Origin of the sequence: Enterobacter cloacae complex sp. IR5458 (assembly GCF_049238025.1) — a bacterium.
In the GTDB taxonomy this organism is placed as follows: Bacteria; Pseudomonadota; Gammaproteobacteria; order Enterobacterales; family Enterobacteriaceae; genus Enterobacter; species Enterobacter kobei.
In genome coordinates, this window is the sequence record NZ_JBMKIF010000006.1 from 204,437 (window position 1) to 227,137 (window position 22,701).

Annotated in this window: 20 protein-coding genes, 1 tRNA gene and 1 pseudogene; 8 read left to right on the forward strand and 14 right to left on the reverse strand. The window is 55.3% G+C overall.

The features are described 5' to 3' along the window. Positions 1-60: 60 nt before the first annotated feature. On the reverse strand, positions 61-1,197 hold the full coding sequence (gene pdxB / locus ACOTYN_RS07335; protein ID WP_023338578.1) for a 4-phosphoerythronate dehydrogenase PdxB: 1,137 nt from the start codon (positions 1,195-1,197) through the stop codon (positions 61-63). A gap of 113 nt (positions 1,198-1,310) precedes the next feature. On the opposite strand from pdxB, the gene flk reads away from it, so the two are divergent. Then, on the forward strand, positions 1,311-2,315 hold the full coding sequence (flk, locus tag ACOTYN_RS07340; RefSeq protein WP_014884672.1) for a flagella biosynthesis regulator Flk: 1,005 nt from the start codon (positions 1,311-1,313) through the stop codon (positions 2,313-2,315). Between the two features lie 84 nt (positions 2,316-2,399). Here the strand turns inward: flk and ACOTYN_RS07345 are convergent, their stop codons facing one another. After that, complete coding sequence (locus ACOTYN_RS07345) at positions 2,400-3,578, reverse strand: MFS transporter (RefSeq protein WP_014884673.1); 1,179 nt, start codon at positions 3,576-3,578, stop codon at positions 2,400-2,402. A gap of 68 nt (positions 3,579-3,646) precedes the next feature. After that, a complete protein-coding gene (gene fabB / locus ACOTYN_RS07350; protein ID WP_014884674.1) occupies positions 3,647-4,864 on the reverse strand; it encodes a beta-ketoacyl-ACP synthase I in 1,218 nt (405 codons plus the stop codon). Between the two features lie 158 nt (positions 4,865-5,022). On the opposite strand from fabB, the gene mnmC reads away from it, so the two are divergent. After that, the gene (mnmC, locus tag ACOTYN_RS07355; RefSeq protein ID WP_332957097.1) at positions 5,023-7,020 is read left to right on the forward strand and encodes a bifunctional tRNA (5-methylaminomethyl-2-thiouridine)(34)-methyltransferase MnmD/FAD-dependent 5-carboxymethylaminomethyl-2-thiouridine(34) oxidoreductase MnmC; all 1,998 of its coding nucleotides are present in this window, start codon (positions 5,023-5,025) and stop codon (positions 7,018-7,020) included. A 97-nt stretch (positions 7,021-7,117) separates the two neighbouring features. Here the strand turns inward: mnmC and ACOTYN_RS07360 are convergent, their stop codons facing one another. The 6 genes from ACOTYN_RS07360 to prmB are packed head-to-tail and all read right to left on the reverse strand — an operon-like array spanning position 7,118 to position 11,666. Next, positions 7,118-7,393 carry a YfcL family protein gene (locus ACOTYN_RS07360; protein ID WP_014884676.1) on the reverse strand — a complete coding sequence of 92 codons (276 nt, stop codon included), beginning with the start codon at positions 7,391-7,393 and terminating at the stop codon, positions 7,118-7,120. 13 nt (positions 7,394-7,406) lie between these two features. Then, the gene (locus tag ACOTYN_RS07365; RefSeq protein ID WP_071922004.1) at positions 7,407-7,952 is read right to left on the reverse strand and encodes an elongation factor P hydroxylase; all 546 of its coding nucleotides are present in this window, start codon (positions 7,950-7,952) and stop codon (positions 7,407-7,409) included. Beyond that, positions 7,952-8,761, reverse strand: a complete 810-nt coding sequence (locus ACOTYN_RS07370; protein ID WP_241820109.1) for a sulfite exporter TauE/SafE family protein — start codon at positions 8,759-8,761, stop codon at positions 7,952-7,954. The genes ACOTYN_RS07365 and ACOTYN_RS07370 overlap by 1 nt, the downstream gene beginning before the upstream one ends. Next, positions 8,761-9,585, reverse strand: a complete 825-nt coding sequence (mepA, locus tag ACOTYN_RS07375) for a penicillin-insensitive murein endopeptidase (protein WP_014884679.1) — start codon at positions 9,583-9,585, stop codon at positions 8,761-8,763. The genes ACOTYN_RS07370 and mepA overlap by 1 nt, the downstream gene beginning before the upstream one ends. Before the next feature lie 2 nt (positions 9,586-9,587). Continuing rightward, positions 9,588-10,673: a chorismate synthase gene (aroC, locus tag ACOTYN_RS07380; RefSeq protein WP_014884680.1), complete on the reverse strand. Its 1,086-nt coding sequence runs from the start codon at positions 10,671-10,673 to the stop codon at positions 9,588-9,590. A gap of 60 nt (positions 10,674-10,733) precedes the next feature. Continuing rightward, positions 10,734-11,666, reverse strand: coding sequence for a 50S ribosomal protein L3 N(5)-glutamine methyltransferase (gene prmB / locus ACOTYN_RS07385; protein WP_332957100.1), 933 nt, complete (start codon positions 11,664-11,666; stop codon positions 10,734-10,736). A 145-nt stretch (positions 11,667-11,811) separates the two neighbouring features. Between prmB and smrB the strand changes: the two genes are divergently transcribed. Continuing rightward, entirely contained in the window at positions 11,812-12,363 is a 552-nt protein-coding gene (gene smrB / locus ACOTYN_RS07390; protein WP_014884682.1) for an endonuclease SmrB, read from the forward strand. Between the two features lie 47 nt (positions 12,364-12,410). Here the strand turns inward: smrB and sixA are convergent, their stop codons facing one another. The 4 genes from sixA to ACOTYN_RS07410 all read right to left on the reverse strand — a co-directional run bounded on the left by sixA (position 12,411) and on the right by ACOTYN_RS07410 (position 17,084). Then, positions 12,411-12,896: a phosphohistidine phosphatase SixA gene (gene sixA, locus ACOTYN_RS07395; RefSeq protein ID WP_014884683.1), complete on the reverse strand. Its 486-nt coding sequence runs from the start codon at positions 12,894-12,896 to the stop codon at positions 12,411-12,413. A gap of 209 nt (positions 12,897-13,105) precedes the next feature. After that, on the reverse strand, positions 13,106-15,253 hold the full coding sequence (gene fadJ, locus ACOTYN_RS07400) for a fatty acid oxidation complex subunit alpha FadJ (RefSeq protein ID WP_332957102.1): 2,148 nt from the start codon (positions 15,251-15,253) through the stop codon (positions 13,106-13,108). Further along, entirely contained in the window at positions 15,253-16,563 is a 1,311-nt protein-coding gene (gene fadI / locus ACOTYN_RS07405) for an acetyl-CoA C-acyltransferase FadI (RefSeq protein WP_071922003.1), read from the reverse strand. Before fadI ends, fadJ begins: the two co-directional genes overlap by 1 nt. Positions 16,564-16,799: 236 nt before the next feature. Beyond that, complete coding sequence (locus ACOTYN_RS07410) at positions 16,800-17,084, reverse strand: YfcZ/YiiS family protein (protein WP_014884686.1); 285 nt, start codon at positions 17,082-17,084, stop codon at positions 16,800-16,802. A gap of 372 nt (positions 17,085-17,456) precedes the next feature. Between ACOTYN_RS07410 and fadL the strand changes: the two genes are divergently transcribed. Further along, positions 17,457-18,740: a long-chain fatty acid transporter FadL gene (gene fadL, locus ACOTYN_RS07415; protein ID WP_014884687.1), complete on the forward strand. Its 1,284-nt coding sequence runs from the start codon at positions 17,457-17,459 to the stop codon at positions 18,738-18,740. A 44-nt stretch (positions 18,741-18,784) separates the two neighbouring features. Here fadL and mlaA read toward each other — a convergent pair whose 3' ends face one another. Then, positions 18,785-19,537, reverse strand: coding sequence for a phospholipid-binding lipoprotein MlaA (mlaA, locus tag ACOTYN_RS07420; protein ID WP_023338584.1), 753 nt, complete (start codon positions 19,535-19,537; stop codon positions 18,785-18,787). A 315-nt stretch (positions 19,538-19,852) separates the two neighbouring features. On the opposite strand from mlaA, the gene ACOTYN_RS07425 reads away from it, so the two are divergent. From ACOTYN_RS07425 to ACOTYN_RS07440, 4 genes and pseudogenes are all read left to right on the forward strand, one after another. Further along, complete coding sequence (locus ACOTYN_RS07425; protein ID WP_063433924.1) at positions 19,853-20,782, forward strand: formate/nitrite transporter family protein; 930 nt, start codon at positions 19,853-19,855, stop codon at positions 20,780-20,782. Positions 20,783-20,857: 75 nt separating this feature from the next. Continuing rightward, a tRNA-Arg gene (locus ACOTYN_RS07430) sits at positions 20,858-20,932 on the forward strand. A gap of 175 nt (positions 20,933-21,107) precedes the next feature. After that, on the forward strand, positions 21,108-22,307 hold the full coding sequence (locus ACOTYN_RS07435) for a tyrosine-type recombinase/integrase (RefSeq protein WP_007851503.1): 1,200 nt from the start codon (positions 21,108-21,110) through the stop codon (positions 22,305-22,307). 143 nt (positions 22,308-22,450) lie between these two features. Next, positions 22,451-22,672: pseudogene (locus ACOTYN_RS07440) on the forward strand (transposase); the annotation flags it as partial. Positions 22,673-22,701: the final 29 nt, after the last annotated feature.

The following is a 22,701-nucleotide window of genomic DNA, read 5'->3' on the forward strand; positions in this document are numbered from 1 at the left end:
TACTCCAGAAATAAAAAAGCGTCCCTGTCGGAGTATCCGACAGGGAGCATTAAGAAGACATTAATGCGCCGGGTGATGAACGGCGTTAAAACCCAGTTTTTTCAGCAGCGTCGCGGCCGTTGCGTCGTCGCACATCACATACAGGGACGACCACTCGCGGCGCTCAACATAGTTCTTACGCAGCTTGTCAAATTCACCCGGGATCCCCGCCACTTTACGCAGCAGCGCATCATCGCGGCGCACATCATACACCAAATGCACCAGCCTTTTCAGCGTTGCCTGATCGAGCGGGCCGTGCAGGGTAATGCGGCCAAATTCAGGTGCGGGAAGTAAGGTATCCAGCGCCACCTGCTGCGGATGGCCAATAAACGTGCTGTAGGCTTCAAACACCTGCGTTGTGCCGCGGGCTTTGCCTTCAAGCGTATAGCCCGCGATATGCGCAGTGGCTACGTCCACCTTGTTAAGCAGTTCAACGTTAAGATCCGGCTCCGGCTCCCAGACGTCCAGCACAACGCGGAGGTCTTGTCCTTCATTCAGACATTTCAGCAGCGCGGCGTTGTCCACCACCGGGCCACGGCAGGCATTTATCAGAATAGTGCCAGCCTTCAGACGACGGATCAGTGCTTCATCGGCAAGATGCAGGGACGTATAGGGGCCCTCTTTAAACAGCGGCGTGTGGAACGTCAGCACATCGCACTGTTCAACCAGCTCATCCAGCGAGCGGAAATCCCCTTCGTCACCGTTGTCTTTACGCGGTGGGTCGCACAGCAGTGTGCGAATACCTAACGCCTCCAGGCGCTTTTGCAGGCGTCCACCCACGTTACCCACCCCGACGATCCCCACGGTGCGGTCTTTCAGCACAAAACCGTCGCGCTCGGCCAGCATCAGCAAAGAGGAGAAGACATATTCCACGACGGCAATAGCATTACAGCCGGGCGCGGCGGAAAAGCCGATCCCCGCCTGCTTCAGCCATTGGTCATCCACATGATCGGTCCCTGCCGTTGCGGTTCCGACAAACTTAATCGCTTTTCCGGCGAGCAACGACGCATTTACTTTGGTCACCGAGCGCACCATCAGCGCGTCTGCGTCATCCAGTTCGTTGACCGGGATCGGGCGACCAGGGACAGCCTTAACGTTACCCAGGCGGCTAAACAGCTCACGGGCATAAGGCATATTTTCATCAACGAGGATTTTCACGTCTGAGTACCTGTTTGAGAGGAAGTAAACCTGCCAAGTGTGCCATAATCTGGCCGCCAGGCATATACGTCTGCCAGGTTTACGCTGAGTTTTGACTTTAAGGATTTTTGACGATGCAGCCCATTTCAGGTACGCCGCCACGCCCTCCGGGTGAAGGCCCTGTCACGCCAAACGTTGCCGGTGAACAACCGCTATCCACGCAACAGCGCACCGTGCTGGAGCGACTGATCACGCGCCTGATTGCGCTGACTTCACAGCAAAACGCGGAAGTCTGGGCCGGGGTAAAGCATGATTTAGGCGTAAGGAACGACGCACCGCTGCAGTCGCGACATTTCCCTGCTGCCGAGCAAAATCTTAACCAGCGTATTACGACCGCACAGCAGAACCACACCACACGGCAGATTGTCACGCAACTGACCGAGCTGCTCGGCCAGGGAAATAACCGTCAGGCGGTCAGCGACTTTATCCGCCAGCAGTATGGCCAGACTGCCCTGAGCCAGCTGACGCCAGACCAGCTTAAAACCGTGCTGACGCTGTTGCAGAACAATCAGCTGTCGATCCCACAGCCGCAGCTGCGGCCAGCGACCGAGCGTTCGCTGCTGCCTGCTGAGCACAACACGCTGAATCAAATGGTGACCAAACTGGCCGCCGCCACCGGCGAGTCAACAAAGCTTATCTGGCAATCCATGCTCGAACTGTCCGGCGTAAAGGCGGGCGAGTTGATCCCGGCCAAACAGTTTCCCCATCTGGTGACCTGGCTACAGGCGCGCCAGACGCTCAGCACCCAGAGCGCCCCTACCCTGCATACCGTTCAGGCTGCGCTTAAACAGCCGCTGGAACCGCACGAGTTCGAGGCGATTCGGGATTACGCCCAGCAGAACTGGCAGGCGACACCGCAAACGGTACTGACCACCGCGCAGGTGCAGGATGTGCTCAATCAGATCTTCGTGCGCCGCGCCGAGCGGGAAGGCGGCGTACCGGAGGCAAGAAACATTCAGCCGATCTACAGCCCGCTTTTTGCGCCCGTTGTGGAGACGTTCAGAACGCTTTCTGCCCGTCCGGGATTGTTGTTTATTGCGTTACTGATTGCGCTGGCGATTTTCTGGCTGGTTGCTTAACACTGCCGGGTGGCGGCTTCGCCTTACCCGGCCTAAGGCCAGTGCGGTTGTAGGCCCGGTAAGCGAAGCGCCACCGGGCAAAAACTACGACCGGCGAAACGCCACCAGCGTCACCACAATACCCATCACTGCAGAAACAGCACCGGCCAGGAAGACGGACGGGTAGCCAAACGAGGTGGCCAGCAGTCCGGCCAGCGGTCCGGTTACTCCGTATGAGATATCCTGAAACGCCGCATAGCCGCCGAGTGCTGTGCCACGCACCTGCGGGGCCACACGCTTCACGACTTCCACGCCAAGCGCCGGGAAAATCAACGAGCAACCGCAGCCGGTGAGTGCTGCGCCAATCAGCGCGACAGAGGCGACCGGTGCGTGCCACAGCAGCAGCAGGCCAACGGTCTCTATCATCAGCGATGCCACCGCCACCTTCACGCCACCAAAGCGATCCGGCATCCAGCCGAAGAACACGCGCATCAGCACAAACGCCCCGCCAAACGCGGTGAGCGTAAATCCGGCCATCGCCCAGCCGCGGCTCATAAAGTAGAGCGAGACGAACGTGCCAATCACCGCAAAACCTACGCCCTGCAGCGCCAGGCCCAGACCCGGCTGCCAGATTTGGCCGATCACGCTCCAGAGGGAAGGACGCTCCCCTTTGTGAGCGGGTACCTTACGTACCGAGCCGTTAAACGCCCACGCCAGCAGCGGCAACACCATGGTGGTGGCTGCCAGCGCCGCAAAACCAAACTGGCTGTTGATCAGCAGTCCCAGCGGTGCGCCAGCGGCCAGCGCGCCATAAATAGCCATGCCGTTCCAGGACATCACTTTGCCCGAACGAGCAGGCCCCACCAGACCCATTCCCCAGGTCAGGGTACCGGTCAGCAGCTGGCTTTCACCAAAGCCAAGGATTAAACGTCCCAGCACCAGCAGCGCAAATTTATACCCTGCGTCTACCGGCAAAAGCGCGGCTAACAGCCATGCCCCGCCCGCCAGACCACAGGCAAACATCCCCTGTAACGCCGAGCGTTTTGCACCATGCTGATCTGCCAGCCGTCCGGCGTACCCGCGGGTTAACACCGTGGCTAAAAACTGAATGCCCACGGCAATGCCGACCATAGTGTTGCCATAGCCGAGTTCCTGATGAACGAACAGTGGGATCACCGGCAGCGGCAGGCCAACGGTCATGTAGGTCAGAAATACCGCAAAGGCGATTCGGAAAAGGGAAAGGTTACCGGAAGGGGCGCTCTTCTCTGGGATAACAGCCTTCATGCATAACTCCGTGTTGAGGCATAAAAAAAGGGAACCTTCCGGTTCCCTTCTACTATACATTCAAACGCTTATGCTTTGTACTTACGCATTACCAGCGTCGCGTTCGTGCCGCCGAAACCGAAGCTGTTAGACATGACGGTGGTCAGTGTCGCTTCCGTTGGTTTCGTTACGATGTTCAGGCCAGCAGCCTGCTCGTCCATCTCATCAATGTTGATGCTTGGGGCGATAAAGCCGTTTTCCAGCATCAGCAGAGAGTAGATCGCTTCCTGCACGCCCGCAGCACCCAGAGAGTGACCGGTCATTGCTTTGGTGGCAGAAATTGCCGGGCTGTTGTCGCCGAAGACTTCGCGGATTGCACCCAGCTCTTTCACGTCGCCTACCGGAGTAGAGGTACCGTGAGAGTTCAGGTAGTCGATTGGCGTATCAACGCCGTGCATCGCCATCTTCATGCAGCGCACCGCACCTTCACCGGATGGCGCAACCATGTCAGCGCCATCAGACGTTGCGCCGTAGCCCACGATCTCAGCGTAGATATGCGCACCACGTGCCAGCGCGTGCTCCAGCTCTTCAACCACAACCATACCGCCGCCGCCTGCGATGATGAAGCCATCACGGTGCGCGTCGTAAGTACGGGACGCTTTTTCCGGGGTTTCGTTGTACTTGGTGGACAGAGCGCCCATCGCGTCGAACTCACAGGCCATTTCCCAGCCCAGCTCTTCGCCGCCGCCAGCAAAGACGATGTCCTGTTTACCCAGCTGGATCTGCTCAACCGCGTTACCGATGCAGTGTGCGGACGTCGCACACGCGGAACTGATGGAGTAGTTCACACCGTGGATTTTGAACGGAGTGGCCAGGCATGCGGAAACCGCAGAGCCCATGGCTTTGGTGACCACGTACGGACCTACCGCTTTCAGACCACGCGGGCTACGCATTGCGTCAGCACCGAATACCTGCGCTTTAGATGAGCCGCCGGAACCAGCGATAAGACCTACGCGGGGATTGTTCTGGTAAACTTCCGCGCTCAGACCTGCATCTGCAATCGCTTCCTGCATGGAGAGATAAGCATAAATAGAGGCATCGTTCATGAAACGAACCACTTTGCGGTCAATCAAACCGGTGGTGTCCAGTTTGACGTTACCCCATACGTGGCTACGCATACCTGAATCTTTAAACTCTTCAGAGAAAGTGATCCCGGAGCGTCCTTCACGCAGAGATGCCAGGACTTCCTGCTGGTTATTACCGATGCTGGAAACAATGCCCAGGCCAGTAATCACTGCACGTTTCATTCAATACCTCTGTAAGTCGCACTATAGTAAGTTTCGAGTCGCACAATAGCGTACACTTGTACGCCGAACAAGTCCGATCAGACATTTTCTGCGGAAATTTGCACCGATGGACTCACATCGTTAAGATCGTGCCACTGCCTGTCAGACGAGTAACTTACGTGAAACAAAACGCTATACAACCCGCCAACCTCGAATTCAACGCTGAGGGTACACCTGTTTCCCGAGATTTTGATGACGTCTATTTTTCTAATGATAACGGACTCGAAGAAACTCGCTATGTTTTCCTCGACGGAAACCAGCTCAGCACCCGCTTCCCGGAGCATCCGCGGAGCCTGTTTGTGGTCGCGGAAAGCGGATTCGGCACCGGGCTCAATTTTTTGACCCTCTGGCAGGCGTTTGACCAGTTTCACGCTGCCCACCCTGAGGCTACGCTACAAAGATTACATTTCATCAGTTTCGAAAAATTCCCGCTCACCGCGCACGATCTGCGCCTGGCCCATCAACGCTGGCCGGAGCTGGCAACCTGGGCTGAACAGCTTCAGGCACAATGGCCGCCTCACATTGGGGGGTGCCACCGCCTGATTCTGGACGGCGGACGCGTGACGCTGGATTTGTGGCTGGGCGACATCAACGACCTTACCGATAAGCTTGATGATGCGATGAATCAGACGGTGGACGCGTGGTTCCTGGACGGTTTTGCGCCTGCCAAAAACCCGGATATGTGGAGCCAGCATCTGTTTAACGCAATGGCGCGACTTGCGCGTCCGGGCGCAACGCTCGCCACCTTCACCTCAGCAGGCTTTGTTCGCCGCGGCTTGCAGGAAGCGGGCTTTACCATGCAGAAAACCAAAGGTTTTGGCCGCAAGCGCGACATGCTGGTCGGCAGGATGGAGCAGACGCTGGACATCCCCGCCAGTGCACCCTGGTTTGCGCGCAGCGCCAGCGCGTCACGGGAAGTGGCGATAGCAGGCGGAGGGATCGCCAGCGCCCTGCTGTCTCTTGCGCTTATCCACCGTGGCTGGCAGGTGACGCTTTATTGTGCTGACGATGCGCCAGCAGGTGGGGCCTCCGGCAACCGCCAGGGGGCGCTCTATCCCCTTTTAAGCGCGCACGATCCGGCACTGTTCCAGTTTTTCCCGGCGGCCTTTACCTTTGCCCGTCGCCTGTATGATGCCCTGCCGGTGACGTTCGATCATGAATGGTGCGGCGTGACGCAGCTCGGCTGGGATGAGAGAAGTCAGCAAAAAATCGCGCAGATGCTGTCCCTGGGACTGCCGGAAGACATTGCGCGGGCGGTAAGCGCGCAAGAGGCCGCCGACACCACCGGCGTTGAAACCTGCTGCGAGGGCATTCAGTATCCGCTCGGCGGCTGGCTGTGCCCGGCTGAACTGACCGCTGCGGCGATTGACCTTGCGCAGTCACGCGGGCTGACGGTCTACTATGCCCACAAGGTTGAATCGCTGTCCCGAACAGAACGCTGGAATTTGCGTTTTGCTGATGGCAAAGAGGCAAGCCATGCCAGCGTTGTGCTGGCGAACGGACATAGCATCAACCAGTTTATCCAGACAGAACCCGTGCCGGTTTATCCGGTCGGCGGCCAGGTGAGTCATATCCCTACTACGTCCGAACTGGGCAAACTGCGTCAGGTGCTGTGCTATGACGGCTATCTGACGCCACAAAATCCGTCTAATGGTCATCACTGCATCGGGGCGAGCTATCATCGTGGCGAAGCGGATATGCGCTACAGCGAGGCGGATCAACAGCAAAACCGCCAGCGCCTGATTGACTGCTTCCCGGATGCAGCGTGGGCGAAAGAGGTTGACGTCAGCGAAGGCGCGGCCCGCTGTGGCGTGCGCTGCGCAACGCGCGATCATCTGCCGATGATGGGGAATGTGCCGAACTATGAGGCAACGCTTGAAGCCTATCACGATCTTGCAAACCACCAGGAAACGGCGGTAGCTGCACCGGTTTATCCCGAACTGTTTATGCTGGGTGGGCTGGGTTCGCGTGGATTGTGTTCTGCACCGCTACTGGCTGAAGCCTTAGCCGCACAAATGAGCAACGAACCGCTACCGCTGGACAGAACAACGCTTGCGGGGCTGAACCCGAATCGATTGTGGGTGCGAAAACTGCTGAAGGGGAAGAAGGTTAAGTAGGGTGCGGACGGATGCCCTCACCCTAACCCTCTCCCACAGGGAGAGGGGATATTCGTAGGCCCGGTAAGCGCAGCGCCACCGAGCGAAATACGATGACTTAGCGTTTAGCCTGCTGGAACAACGTGTCCCACATGCCCAGCACCAGAGACTGGTCGCGCGGGGACAGTTCACCCGCCTGAATCGCCTTTTCCAGGCTGCGGGTGACTTCATCATGCACTGCTTCGGCAGAATGATCGTCTCCTGCCTCCAGCTCGGCAACAGCCAGCGTCAGGTGACCACGCAGATAACCGCTGGCGAACAGCTCATCATCACTGGCGTGTTCCACCATGTCATCAATTAACGCCAGAATGCGTGATTCAAATTCTGCGATCATCTTTTTTCCTCAGTTAAAGATCTTCCGGCCAGGGGAAGCATTCCGCCGTGATCACCGGCGTGTGGTAATAATTCTGTAAAGCCTCGATCAGGCGGGCCGGACGTTCCGGGATGCCTTTCTCAAGATATTCCATCACCTGTGCATGCACGCGGCGCTGGAAGACGATACGGTCTGGCTCGAAGTCGCCTTCGAGGTTGTCACAGCTGACGTTGAACGGGAAACCCGCCGCGACACAGAATAGCCATTCCAGCGCCTGCGGTTTCACTTCCACATCTTCAAACTGGCCCTGGGTTGCGGCGTCGCGTCCGTCCGGACAGTACCAGTAGCCAAAGTCCACCAGCTCGCGACGCGCTTTCCCCGCAATGCACCAGTGCGAAATTTCATGCAGCGCGCTGGCGTAAAAGCCGTGCGCAAAGACGATCCGGTTGTACGGCACTTCGGCATCAGCAGGAAGATAGATCGGTTCGTCGTCGCCTTTAATCAGACGGGTATTAAAATCATCAGCAAAGCAGCCGTTAAAAATCTCAATCAGCTGTTCGTAGTTATGCGTACTGTACATTAGTTCATCCCCAACCAGTGGAGGATCTCCTGTCCATGGCTGTCATAAAGAAGCTTTGCGCTCATGACCGCCGAAACGATGACGATCATCGGGCGGATCAGCTTCTGACCTTTGCTTAATACCAGGCGCGAGCCCGCGCGCGCGCCCAGGAACTGCCCTGCCATCATGACAAAACCGGTTGCCCAGATGACCTTGCCGCCAATGATAAACAGCAACAGGCCACCAAGGTTAGAGGTCGCATTAAGCACTTTGGCATGGGCGGTAGATTTAGCGAGGTTAAACCCGGCCAGCGTCACAAACGCCAGCGCGTAAAACGAGCCTGCGCCCGGGCCAAAGAAGCCGTCGTAAAAACCGACGCAGCCCCCGGCTATCAGGGCAAACGGCAAGCCATGCAAGCGACGCTGACGGTCTTCTTCACCGAGCTTTGGCATCAGCAGGAAGTAGAGACCGATGCAGATAACCAGAATCGGCAGGATCTGGCGCAAAATATCGGACTGTACGTGCTGCACCAGCAGCGCGCCCGACGTCGAGCCGATAAAGGTCATCAGAATATTGAGCTTCTGATCGGCGAGGCTCACCACCTTGCGGCGGATAAAATAGAGCGATGCCGAAAGCGAGCCGCCGCAGGCCTGAAGTTTGTTGGTGGCCAGTGCCTGAGCGGGGTTCATGCCCGCCGCCAGCAGCGCGGGTACCGTTAACAACCCGCCGCCGCCAGCAAGCGCATCAATAAACCCGGCTAACATGGCAACAAAAAACAGCACCACCAGCAGCAGCGGGGACACCATAAACAGATCGACGAAATTATCCATTAAAGTACATGCTCATCCAGTAGCGCCTGGCAGGAAGGCGGCAACGGAGGCGGTGTCTTCTTCTCAGGCTTAGAGGTTCCAGGTTTTGCCGGTTCAAACCAGCTCTGCAGCTCCGCACCGCAGCCATCGCCTGGCGGAGGTAACGGCTGATCTTCACATTCCAGGCTGTTTGCCGGGCAACGCAAACGAACGTGCATGTGCGCACGATGCTGGAACCACGGGCGCACTTTGCGCAGCCAGTCGCGGTCAGTTCCGGCATCCAGGCAGAGCTGTTGTTTGATGGCCGGATTCACAAAGATCCGCGTGACGTCATTATCTTCTGCTGCCAGCTTGATCATGCTGGACACATCCCGCGTCCACAGGGAGGGCACCACGCGCTTACCGTCACTCGCCACCAGATCCAGCGCCTGCGGTTTCAGAAGTTGCGCGGACGTCCAGCGTGTTTTCGGTAGCTGCAGGAAGATATCGACATCCAGTCCGGTCTGGTGGCTGGCGTGCCCGCCGTTAAAGCGCCCGCCCGCAGGCATGCCCATATCGCCAATCAGCATCGTCCCCAGCCCCAGGTTATGTACCTGGTTTCCCAGTCGCTGAATAAACAGCACCAGGTCAGGGTGACCGAAGTAACGGCGCTGGTCGGTACGCATCACCTGATAAGTATCCGATTGCAGCGGAAGTGCCTGCGCGCCGACGATACAGCCGTTCGAAAAGGCGCCGATAGACTGCGCGCTGCCCGCCACCGGATGGGTGATCTTTTGCCACGGCGTGGCGGCCAGACTGGCTCCACTGGCGAGCAGCGCCAGCAGAGCAATTGCGGTTTTTTTCATGGTTACCAGCGTGGAATGGTGGTCGTCACATCCGCATTCTGCGCGCGCTGGCGCAGGAAGTGATCCATCAGCACGATCGCCAGCATCGCTTCTGCGATCGGCACCGCACGGATCCCCACGCAAGGATCGTGACGTCCTTTGGTGATCATCTCAACTTCTTCGCCAGAGCGGTTAATCGTGTGGCCCGGCACGGTAATGCTGGAGGTTGGCTTCAGGGCAATATTCGCAACAATCTGCTGCCCGCTGCTGATCCCGCCGAGGATGCCACCCGCATGGTTGCTCTGGAAGCCCGCTTTCGTGATTTCGTCGCGGTTCTGGCTGCCGCGAAGCTGAACCACATCAAACCCGTCGCCAATCTCTACACCCTTCACCGCGTTGATGCTCATCAGCGCGTGCGCAATGTCAGCGTCGAGACGGTCAAACACCGGCTCGCCCCAGCCTGGCGGCACGCCGTCGGCCACCACGGTGACCTTCGCCCCAATGGAGTCACCCTCTTTTTTCAGGCCACGCATCAGCTCGTCCAGCGCATCCAGCTTGTCGGCATCGGCGCAGAAGAACGGGTTTTGCTCAACCTGGTCCCAGTCTTTAATGGCTAGCGGAATATCGCCCATCTGGGTCAGACAGCCGCGAATGACGATGCCAAATTTCTGCTGCAGGTATTTTTTGGCAATGGCACCCGCCGCCACGCGCATCGCGGTTTCACGCGCGGAAGAGCGTCCGCCGCCGCGATAGTCGCGGAAACCGTACTTTTGCTCGTAGGTATAGTCAGCGTGGCCCGGACGGAATACGTCTTTAATAGCGCCGTAGTCCTGAGAACGCTGGTCGGTGTTTTCGATCAGCAGACCAATGCTGGTCCCGGTGGTGCGGCCTTCAAAGACGCCAGAGAGAATTTTGACCTGATCCGGCTCGCGACGCTGCGTGGTGTAGCGAGAGGTGCCCGGACGACGGCGGTCAAGGTCGTGCTGCAAATCAGCTTCAGTCAGTTCGATGCCGGGCGGTACGCCGTCAACGATACAACCTAAAGCCAGCCCGTGCGACTCACCAAAGGTGGTCACGCGGAATATCTGTCCAATACTGTTTCCTGCCATCACGGCTCCGATGTTGTTGTTTGTGTTTGAGCGTTGTGAAACGGGCCGAAGCCCGCTGGATTAATCTTTATAGATACTGAAGTATTCGCGCGCGTCGAGCAGCTGCGCTTTGGTCAGCATAAAGACGCCGTCACCGCCGTTATCGAACTCAAGCCAGGTGAACGGCACATCCGGGTACTGCTCTATCAGATGTACCATGCTGTTGCCCACTTCACAAATCAGAACACCGTCGTCGGTCAGGTAATCCGGCGCGCAGGCCAGAATGCGACGAGTCAGCTTCAGGCCGTCAGTGCCTGACGCCAGACCCAGCTCCGGCTCATGACGGTATTCATTTGGCAGATCGGACATGTCTTCCGCGTCGACGTACGGCGGGTTAGTGACGATCAGGTCGTACTGCTGCGTCGGCAGGTCGCGGAACAGATCCGAGCGGATTGGCGTAACGTGATGGATCAGGCCGTGCTCTTCAATGTTGTGCTCGGTGACGGCCAGCGCGTCGGTAGAGATATCGACGGCGTCCACTTCCGCTTCCGGGAAGGCATAGGCGCAGGCAATCGCGATGCAGCCGCTGCCGGTGCACATATCCAGAATGTGCTGCGGCTGATGGTGAATCAGGCCTTCAAAGTGGTTGTTGATCAGCTCACCAATCGGTGAACGCGGCACCAGCACGCGCTCATCAACATAGAATTCGTGGCCGCAGAACCAGGCTTTGTTGGTCAGGTAGGCGACCGGAATGCGTTCGTTGACGCGGCGGATCACCCGCTCAACAATGCGGTGTTTTTCACTGGAGGTCAGGCGCGCGGTGCGCATGTCTTCCGGAATATCCAGCGGCAGATAAAGAGACGGCAGCACCAGCTGAACGGCCTCATCCCACGGGTTATCGGTACCATGACCGTACCAGATGTTGGCGGCGCTGAAGCGGCTAACCGACCAGCGCAACATGTCCTGTATGGTATGCAGCTCGTTTACTGCTTCATCGACAAATATTTTATCCACTCTTTCCTCCAGGGCATGCTCGCATAATTTTCGGCGGCTAGTTTGCCATGAAGACGGCGATAAATCAGCAATGACGCGTCGCGCTTGAGGTTAAAAAATGCGTTTAGTCGGGTACACTATCGGAAATACGAGATGAGAATGACGAATGAAAAAGAAAACATCGCTCAGCGAGGAGGATCAGGCTCTCTTCCGCCAGCTGATGACCGGGACGCGTAAAATCACGCAGGACACCATTGTCCATCGCCCGCAGCGTAAAAAAATCAGCGACGTTCCGGTCAAACGACTGCTGCAGGAGCAGGCTGATAACAGCCACTATTTTTCAGATGAGTTTCAACCGCTGCTAAATACGCAGGGCGCGGTGAAATACGTGCGCGAGGACGTCAGCCACTTTGAGCTGAAAAAATTACGTCGCGGAGATTATTCACCGGAGCTGTTTCTCGATCTGCACGGGTTAACGCAGATGCAGGCAAAACAGGAGCTGGGGGCACTGATCGCCGCCTGTCGCCGCGAACACGTGTTTTGCGCCTGCGTGATGCACGGCCATGGGAAACATATTCTTAAGCAGCAAACGCCGCTGTGGCTGGCTCAGCATCCACATGTTATGGCGTTTCATCAGGCACCCAAAGAGTACGGCGGAGATGCCGCATTGCTGGTGTTGATAGAAGTTGAGGAGTGGCAACCGCCTGAGTTGCCCTGACAGCATGGCGGGAAGCACATTTGCACCCCGCCCTGTCGCACGTCACGTCAGATAGCTTTTGCCATCTTCAGGTTACACGGACTCATTTGCCAGTTAAAGACCCCTTTGCCGGTTTCGTCGAGGGTGACGTTGGCAATGGCGGATGTGGTGAACATTGGCGGCGTTTCGCCCGGGCACAACTCAGAAACCAGATAGCCAACCAGTGGCAGGTGGGAAATGACCAGTGCGGAAGCGACACCTTCATTGCACAGTGCCTGAAGGTAGGCGCTGACAAGGCCGACATCACCGCATGGCGTCAGTTCAGGAAGAACATCGACACTGGATGGCAGGTTCATACACTCCCCTACCACGTCCAGCGTCTGTTCTGCACGCAGGAACGGACTCACCAGAACGCGTTCGATATCCACTTTTTGGCCTTTAAGCCAGGTTGCCATCAGACGAGATTCGTCGCAACCACAGACTGTTAAAGGACGTACTGAGTCACTGGCGGCATCGAGTGCCGCGTCGCCGTGACGCATGATAAAAACTTGCATATTGCACCGCTTTTGTTAACCAGAATCACCGGCGTTGACTACCCGCGATAAATGCTCTGAGGTAGAAAACCCGATGGCCGGGCATTGTGCCTGATCCATTCGGTGAATGAAACGCTGTTTTTTACCTCAATGGCGTAAGTATAGTCAATCTCTGTTTACAAAATCGCCAGAACAGGTTCATTCACGTCGGGATTTACCCTTCTTTGACCTCAGCTTACGAGGACAGTTTCCCTTGCAGGCCAAAATGTCTGGCCCCGTTCCGCCATCTGCAATAATTCGTCACACGGTGTAAACCGCGGGCCATATTGCGATGCCAGACGTCGCAGAATAGCCACCACTTCACCCGCACCGAGTGTATCCATGTAACGGAACGGGCCGCCAAGGAAAGGCGGGAAACCAATACCAAATACGGCGCCGATGTCGCCATCCCGTGCGCTCTTGATCACCTGCTCACCAAAGCAGCGTGCCGCTTCATTGAGCATCATCATCACACAACGTTCAGCACACTGAACGGGGGAGAGTCTCCCCTGACCTGAGGTCGGGATAAGCCCATAAACAGAAGGGTCGACCTGTTTCTTGCTTTTACGCCCTTTCGCGCCGTAAAGATAGAAACCGCGTTCATTTTTTCTGCCTTTGCGATCGTCCTTCAAAATTGCAGAAACAATATTTGCAGGCGGCGCAAAACGATCGCCATAAGCGGCTTCCAGTACAGGTATAATTTTAGTGCCGGTGTCTATTCCCACCTCATCCAAAAGTTGGATAGGACCAACGGGGAAGCCAAACTTTACCAGTGCCTCATCGACGTGCTCAATCTTCTCCCCTTCCGTCAGCAGCCGCATCGCTTCGTTGATGTACGGCGCCAGAATACGGTTGACGTAGAAGCCGGCTTTGTCCGCAACCACGATGGGGGTTTTGCCCTGTTTTTTCGCCAGCTTCACCACGGTAGCGATAGTTTGCGGGCTGGTTGTACCGTGAGGGATCACCTCCACCAGCGGCATTTTTTCTACCGGGCTGAAAAAGTGCAGACCAATCACCTGCTCAGGACGCGCGGCTTTCGCTGCGATATCGCCGATGGGTAATGACGACGTATTTGAGGCAAAAATGGTATGCGGCGCGCAATGCTGTTCAACGTCCGCCACCATCTGCTGCTTGAGCGCCAGATCTTCAAATACGGCTTCAATCACCAGATCGCGGTGCGCAAAACCGCTGTAGTCCGTCGTGCCGGAGATCATCGCCAGGGTTTTATCACGCTCGCTTGCCTTGATATGGCGGCGCTTGACCTTTTGATCAAGGTTCTGCCAGCTGTACTGCAGCGCGTGGTTGATTCCCTTAGGGTTAATGTCTTTGATGCGTACCGGCAGTTTCCCTTTACTTGCGGTAACGAAAGAAATGCCGCCGCCCATCAGCCCACCCCCGAGCACGCCAATTGCACGCAGCGGAGCAGGCTCAGCCTCGCTGCCCGGATCTTTTTTCACCTCTGTGCTGGCGAAGAAAATGCTGCGCAGCGCCCGTGACTGCGGCGTCATCGCCAGCTCGCCAAAGGCTTTGGCTTCAGCGGCATAGCCGCTACTGCTTCCCTGTGACAACCCGGTTTCAATCACCTCCAGGATCCGTTTCGCCGCCGGGTAGTTGCCTTTGGTTTTTTGTTCGGTCTTTTTGCCCACCATGTTGAACAGGATCGTCCTTCCCAGAGGACCCGCCAGCACACGCTCTCGCACCGGAAGAGGACGTTTTGGCTGGCGACCTTTCAGCGCCAGTTCTACAGCAGCTTCCAGTAAAATCGCGTGGGGAACGACATCGTCAACCAGACCGGCTTTCAGCGCCTGACGGGCGCGCAGCTGCTTGCCGGTGAGAATCATTTCCAGCGCGGTGCTAACCCCTACCAGGCGCGGCAGACGCTGCGTGCCACCAGAACCAGGCAGGAGACCTAATTGCACTTCCGGCAGGCCCAGAACGGTTTTCGCATCGTCAGTACAAATGCGGCTGTGGCAGGCCAGCGCCAGCTCCAGTCCACCACCCAAACAAGCACCGTGGATCGCGGCAATCACCGGGATCGGCAGCGCGTTGATCTCGGCCATTACCTGCTGCCCCTGACGCGCAAGATCTTCCGCTTCCTGCGCGCTTTGCGCCCGGGCGATCATGTTAATGTCGGCCCCGGCAATAAAGTTATCCGGCTTGGCCGAGATAAACACCAGACCGCGAATGGCCTTGTTTTCGCGGATCTGCCTGAGCATCGCGCGAACCTGAGTGCCAAACTCCGCCTTCAGGGTATTCATTTTTTCGTCAGGCACATCAATGGCGATCACGGCGACGTTGTCGAGGCGAACCGTCAGGTTAAATGCAGATGTCATTTCCATTATTCAGCCTCCAGAACCATTGCAGCACCCAGTCCACCCGCCGCACAGGCGGTCACCAGGCCAAACCCGCCACCGCGGCGACGTAGCTCGTGTAATGTCTGAGTTATCATCCTCGCCCCTGTCGCCGCAAACGGATGACCGTAGGCAATCGAACCACCCAGCACGTTGAATTTGCTTTGATCCACTTCACCCGTGGCATGGGCGCGCCCCAGCACATCACGTGCAAAACGCTCGCTTGCCAGCAGCTGTACGTTTGCCAGGGTTTGTGCGGCGAAGGCTTCGTGCATATCAATCAGGGTTAAATCAGCCAGCGACAGCCCTGCGCGATCCAGCGCCAGCGGCGTGGACCAGGCCGGACCTAACAACATGTCCTGCCAGACATCAATGGCGGTGAAGGCATAGCTGCGCAAATAGCCCAGAGGGGTGATGCCCAGCTCTTTCGCGCGGGATTCGGTCATCAGGATCACGGCGGCTGCCCCATCCGTCAACGGTGTACTGTTGGCCGCAGTCACGGTGCCATGTTTACGGTCGAACGCCGGACGCAGTTTGGCGTAATCCGCCAGCGTCGAGGTACCGCGGATATTGTTGTCTTCAACCAGTGGTTCCCGATAAGGAGGCGTATAGGCGGTCATCACCTCGTCGATGAGCTTGCCCTCTGACCAGGCTTTCGCCGCCAGCTGATGTGAACGATGCGCCAGCGCGTCCTGCTGCTCACGGGTAATGCCGTAGGTTTTCGCCATCTGTTCCGCGGTATCGCCCATGCGCAGGCCGGTAGAATATTCTGCGACAGCAGGGGGTACAGGCATCAGGTCGCGCAGACGTAAACGCGAGAAGAGTTTGAGCTTCTGACCGGTCGTGCGGGCTTTGTTTGCATCCACCAGAATACGGGCCAGCTTTTTACTGACGCCAATAGGCAGTACCGAAGAGGAATCAGCACCTCCGGCGATCCCGGCGCGAATGGTGCCCGCCATGAGGCTTTCCGCCACGTTAGCCACCGCCTGGAAACTGGTCGCACAGGCGCGACTGACACTATAGGCATCCGTATGAACGCTCATCCCGGTGCCGAGGACAATTTCTCGCGCAATATTGGGAGCTTCAGGCATCTGAACCACCTGGCCGAAAACCAGCTGTTCAATGACCTCAGGCGGAATTTCGCTGCGAGCCAGCATCTCCCCCACCACCATTTTCCCCAGATCGACAGCCGGTATGCCATGAAACGCCGTTGCCTGACGCGCAAACGGCGTACGCAAACCACTGACAATGGCAATGCGATCGCCCTGACGGGTAATAAGCGGTAATGCCTGACTCATAACACTCCCCTGTAAAAAATTGACGCAAACGTTAAGTGGTCTGACCTGATAATAGTCTTAACCATTTTTTTACATTCAGCCAATTGGGGAAACGAAAAAGTGCGAGGTAAGACACAGAGAAGAAAAAGAAAATGCCCCGAGGAAAAAGCAAAACGGTAACCCGTAGGTTACCGTTTTTAGTGTTTGCACCCTCTCCCGTGGGAGAGGGTCGGGGTGAGGGCACCAGCCCGCAGGAATTAACGCAGGCCCAGCTGGAAAATCAGCGTTTCTGCTTCGCAGGCAAACACGAAGTCAATATCCAGCTTCACGCCGCCGTCCACCTCGGTGAAGGTAGATTTGATTTCGCACGGATCGGATTCAACATCACGCGCACGCTTGCTCAGCGCGGACAGGGTCTCTTCCGCTTCAGCGCGGTTGGTGAACACACGGCTGTAAGACGCTGTGCAATCGGAGTTGTCCATGATGGTGCCAACATCCATACAGCAGCAAACCGGGGTTTCATCAGCACTGCATTTACTCATAGCTCAATTTCCTCTGTATTCGCGCAGCGCGCGAGATAAACACGATGCTGCTATTTTACGCCCCGGCGCAGGCTCTCTCCAGCCGTTAATGGCGCAAAATCGGATAAGTGACCAATATCACACTAAAAAATGATCTAAAACAAAAACCACCCTTTTGACTGAGTCGCGATGGTCACATTTTTGCCAACCAGATCTCGTTTCATGAAACATGTTTGAAAATATTAATAAACAAACTTGCAACATCCTAGCTGGTCAGACCTATACTCTGGCCACTGGTCTGATTTGTCTGTCAAACCTCAGACCCTACACTTCGCGCTCCTGTTACGGTATGTAACAATTATTGAATAAAAATAACTCAATGAGGTTATGGTCATGAGCCAGAAAACCCTGTTCAACAAGACTGCGCTGGCAGTCGCAGTGGCAATCGTCTCCACTTCCGCCTGGTCAGCGGGCTTTCAGTTAAACGAATTTTCTTCCTCTGGCCTTGGCCGCGCGTATTCTGGGGAAGGTGCAATTGCTGATGATGCAGGTAACGCCAGCCGTAACCCTGCACTGATCATGATGTTCGATCGCCCGACCTTCTCTGCGGGTGCGGTATATATCGATCCTGATGTCAACATTTCTGGCAAGTCGCCTTACACAGGTGCGAGCCTGAAAGCGGACAATATTGCCCCGACCGCATGGGTACCCAACCTGCACTTCGTTGCACCTATTAATGAGCAATTTGGCTGGGGGGCGTCCGTCACGTCCAACTACGGCCTTGCAACTGAATTCAATAACAACTATCCGGCAGGTGAATACGGCGGTAAAACCGATCTGACGACGCTGAACCTGAACCTGAGCGGTGCTTATCGTCTGAACGACAGCTGGAGCTTTGGTCTGGGCTTTGATGCCGTCTACGCTGATGCAAAAATTGAGCGTTACTCCGGCGAGCAGACTGCCAGCCTGCCGAAAAACAGCAATAAAATTGCCAGCCTGAAAGGTGATGAGTGGGGCTATGGCTGGAACGCCGGTATCCTGTATGAGCTGGACAAAAACAACCGTTGGGGCCTGACCTATCGTTCCGAAGTAAAAATTGACTTTGACGGCGATTACAAGAGCGGCATCCTGGCGCCAGTCAACAACCTGGTTCCAGGCGCGGGTACCACCATTCCATGGGGTACTTCAAACCAGACAGTTCCAGGTTCACTGTCGCTGCATTTACCAGAAATGTGGGAAGTCTCCGGTTACAACCGCGTGGCACCACAATGGGCTATTCACTATAGCCTGGCCTACACCAGCTGGAGCCAGTTCCAGGAGCTGAAAGCAACCGGCAACAATGGTCAAACGCTGTTCTATAAGGATGAAAGCTTCCACGACGCCTATCGTATTGCGTTGGGTACCACCTACTACTACGATAAAAACTGGACTTTCCGCTCCGGTATCGCATTTGACGACAGCCCGGTTCCGGCAGACAAACGTTCCATTTCCATTCCGGATCAGGACCGCTTCTGGTTAAGTGCTGGTGCGACATATGCGTTCAACGAGAATGCGTCCATCGATGCGGGCGTATCTTATATGCACGGTCAGAAAGTGACGTTCCAGGAAGGTCCGTACGAGTTTACCTCTGAAGGTAAAGCCTGGCTGTTCGGTACGAACTTTAACTACGCGTTCTAAGCGCACTGAAATCGAAAAAGGTGAGCATCGCTCACCTTTTTTATTTATTCCGAATCGATATCTTTGAGTTCGTTTTCGATAGCCTTCGCGTTTGGATTCTCCTCCGGCTTCAGCTTGCCACCGTTGGCAATAAAATCGTGATTCTGGAAGTATGCTTCGCGCACCATAATGTAAGGATCGGAAGACTGGCGCAGCAGACCGTCTGAGTCGAGCAGTTGCGCACGGGTTTCAATCCCTTCCACCGTCCATTTACCAATCGACAGCGGCCAGGTCAGCCACGACAGGACCGGATACAGCGTATCGACCATATCGCCACCATCATCACGCACGGTGAAGCTGCCATAGAACGGCAGGTGGACATACGGACCATAACCTACGCCATAATGCCCCAGGGTGCTGCCGAAGCGGTGCGGTTGTTCACGCTGCAGTTTCGGGTTTGCCATGCCAGCGACATCAATAAAGCCGCCCATCCCCAGCAGGGAGTTCAGGAAGAAGCGAGTAAAGTGCACCATCCCCTGATACGGATCGCCCTGCAGGAAGTAGTTCACCATAACCGCGGGCTCTTCGAGGTTGCTGGTAAAATTGCTTAGCCCGTTACGCGCAGGCTGTGGAACATAATCGCGCCATGCCACTGCCACCGGCCGAACCACATACGGATCCAGCACGTTGTAGTTGAAGCTATACATGGAGCGGTTAAATCCTTCGAGAGGATCGGAGCGTCCCGTTTGCTCCCCGGAGCTGGCGCAGCCCACAAGCATCGTCATGCCCAGCGCAAGCGCCGACAGCCGAAGTTTCATAAATATCTCCCTGTTCAGTATGGCTATCGTTGATTGCCATCCGTAACGAAGCATCTGGCGCTCCGTCTGTAAACGTGCAAGTGATTGTAACAGCACGTTTACCGATGTCTATGAGCACAAGTACGGGCAATAAACACCGTGGCTCTGATCTCAGCATAGCCTGGCTTTTGGAATTCGTTTCGCTGGCAATTTTATAATGCCTTTGAAAGAGATGTCTCACCTTTGTTGTCATTGCCGCCAATTTAAGAGCATCCCCACAGGCATCCTGATAAAAGCCGCTACGCTTAAAAGAAAGATCAACCTCCGGGAGCCGTTATGAAAGAAGTGGGTGAAGACAAAATTGCAGAGAGCAAAGAGGATATTGAAATTGAGAGCGAGGAGAAAGCGCGCGGCGAGAAGATAGAAGTTGATGAAGATCGCCTCCCCTCCCGCGCGATGGCAATTCACGAACATATACGCCAGGATGGCGAAAAGGAGATGGAGCGCGATGCCATGGCCCTCTTCTGGTCAGCCATCGCTGCGGGACTGTCAATGGGCGCGTCACTGCTCGCAAAAGGGATATTTCATGTTCAACTTGAGGGTGTACCCGGCGGTTTTTTACTGGAGAACCTCGGCTATACCTTCGGCTTTATTATTGTCATCATGGCCCGCCAGCAGCTGTTTACTGAAAACACGGTGACTGCCGTTCTGCCAGTGATGCAAAATCCTACCCTCGGCAATTTCGGTTTATTGTTGCGTTTGTGGGGCGTGGTCCTGCTGGGTAACATTATCGGCACGGGTATCGCCGCCTGGGCGTTTGAGTATATGCCGATCTTTGATGAACCTACCCGGGATGCGTTTGTGAAAATTGGCATGGACGTGATGAAAAACACGCCGGCCGAAATGTTCGCAAACGCCATCATCTCCGGCTGGATTATCGCCACGATGGTGTGGATGTTTCCTTCCGCAGGCAGCGCCAAAATTGTGGTGATCATACTGATGACCTGGCTGATTGCCCTGGCGGACACCACGCATATTGTGGTCGGTACCGTTGAAATACTTTATCTGGTCTTTAATGGTACGCTTCACTGGACTGATTTTTTCTGGCCGTTCGCCCTTCCGACGCTGGCCGGGAATATCTGCGGCGGAACGTTTATCTTCGCGCTGTTAAGCCATGCCCAAATCCGTAACGACATGTCTAACAAACGCAAAGCTGAGCTAAAGGCGCAAGAGAATGAGGGCAATTCGGCAAAAAAAACGGACTGAATGGTGACTCTTTGAGCAGTCAGGCGGCGATGCGCTTAACGCAAAGTGTAAATAACGCTATACTCGTGCCGCCTCGTCCCCTTAGTTAAATGGATATAACGAGCCCCTCCTAAGGGCTAGTTGCAGGTTCGATTCCTGCAGGGGACACCAGATATAACTCTCCTGATGTCTACCGAATTCAATAAAAACCTTTTATAATCAGCCATAACCCCTCTTCTCAGGCTATGCGACGTCAACTGAAGTCTACCCATATCTACGTGAATCAATAAACGTTTGGGGGCCTAAGTGGGGGCTTATCCTGTTCAACGGAAAATGAGGCCCCCAAATGCCACTGAATGCTCGTCAGGTCGAGACTGCAAAGCCCAGAGATAAAGCCTATAAACTCGCTGATGGCGGAGGGCTCTATCTCATGGTCAATACTAACGGTTCAAAGTACTGGCGAATGAAGTATCGATTTGCCGGTAAAGAGAAAAAACTCTCGTTCGGAACCTATCCTGACATCTCACTTGCGGAAGCCCGCACTAAGCGCGATGAAGCGAGAAAAACATTGGCAAATGATAAAGATCCCGGTGAAGTTAAAAAAGCCGAACTACTTGCCCAAAAACTATCGGTTACGAATACTTTTGAAGCGATAGCGGTTGAGTGGTACAACGCAAAAGTTTCTGGCTGGTCAAAAAACTACGCTGACTATGTTAACCGGGCCTTCAAAAACAATGTATTTCCCTTTGTTGGATCGCAGCCGGTTAATGAGATAAAGCCACTGGAGCTTCTGTCTGTATTGCAGCGTATGGAAAAGCGAGGTGCGCCGGAGCTTGCCAGTAAAGTGCGCCAACGTTGTAGCGAAGTGTTCCGTTACGCTATTGTTACTGGCCGAGCCGAGTACAACCCTGCGGCTGATCTTGGTAGTGCTTTACAGGGGTACGAGAAACAACATTATCCCTTTCTTACTGCTGCTGAGCTACCCGAGTTTTTACAAAAGCTTTCACAATACACCGGCAGTCTAGTAACGCTTCTGGCGACCCGACTACTCATGCTTACGGGCTTACGAACCGTCGAATTACGTATGGCAGAATGGAGTGAAATCGACTTCGAAAACCATATCTGGGAAATACCGAAAAGTAGAATGAAGATGAGGCGACCCCACATAGTGCCCCTTTCTGCTCAATCCTTAGCAGCACTTCGGCAACTAAAGCAATTGACCGGTACTTACCAGTTTATCTTTGCAGGTCGAAACGATGTTAATAAACCAATGAGCGAAGCCAGCATCAATATGGTTATTAAAAGGATTGGTTACGATAAGAGAGCAACCGGACATGGTTTTCGTCACACCATGAGCACAATCTTGCATGAGGAAGGATTCAACACTGCTTGGATTGAGACCCAGCTCGCGCATGTGGACAAGAACGCGATTCGCGGGACCTATAACCATGCGCAGTATCTTGAAGGGAGGAAAGAGATGATGCAGTGGTATGGGGACTATTTGGATGGATTGCGATTGGATGGAAACGTTGCCAGAGTTAGTTAATGAAGAGCCGATTCGAGTTCGGCCTTCGCACCAACAGTATGTAAATAGACCTCAACTGAGGTCTTTTTTTATGCCTAAAATGAATCGCCACGGGTTTAACAGACACCTCAGAGTCATTTAAGATGGCTTAAAGAGAGGTGCCCATGAGCGGTAAGCGTTATCCCGAAGAGTTTAAAACTGAAGCAGTCAAACAGGTTGTTGATCGCGGTTATTCTGTTTCCAGAGTTGCAACACGTCTCGATATCACCACCCACAGCCTTTATGCATGGATAAAGAAGTACGGTCCGGATTCTTCCACTAATAAAGAACAGTCAGATGCTCAGGCCGAGATCCACCGTCTCCAGAAAGAGCTGAAACGGGTTACCGGTAATGCTGTCAACCTGTTGATGACTAT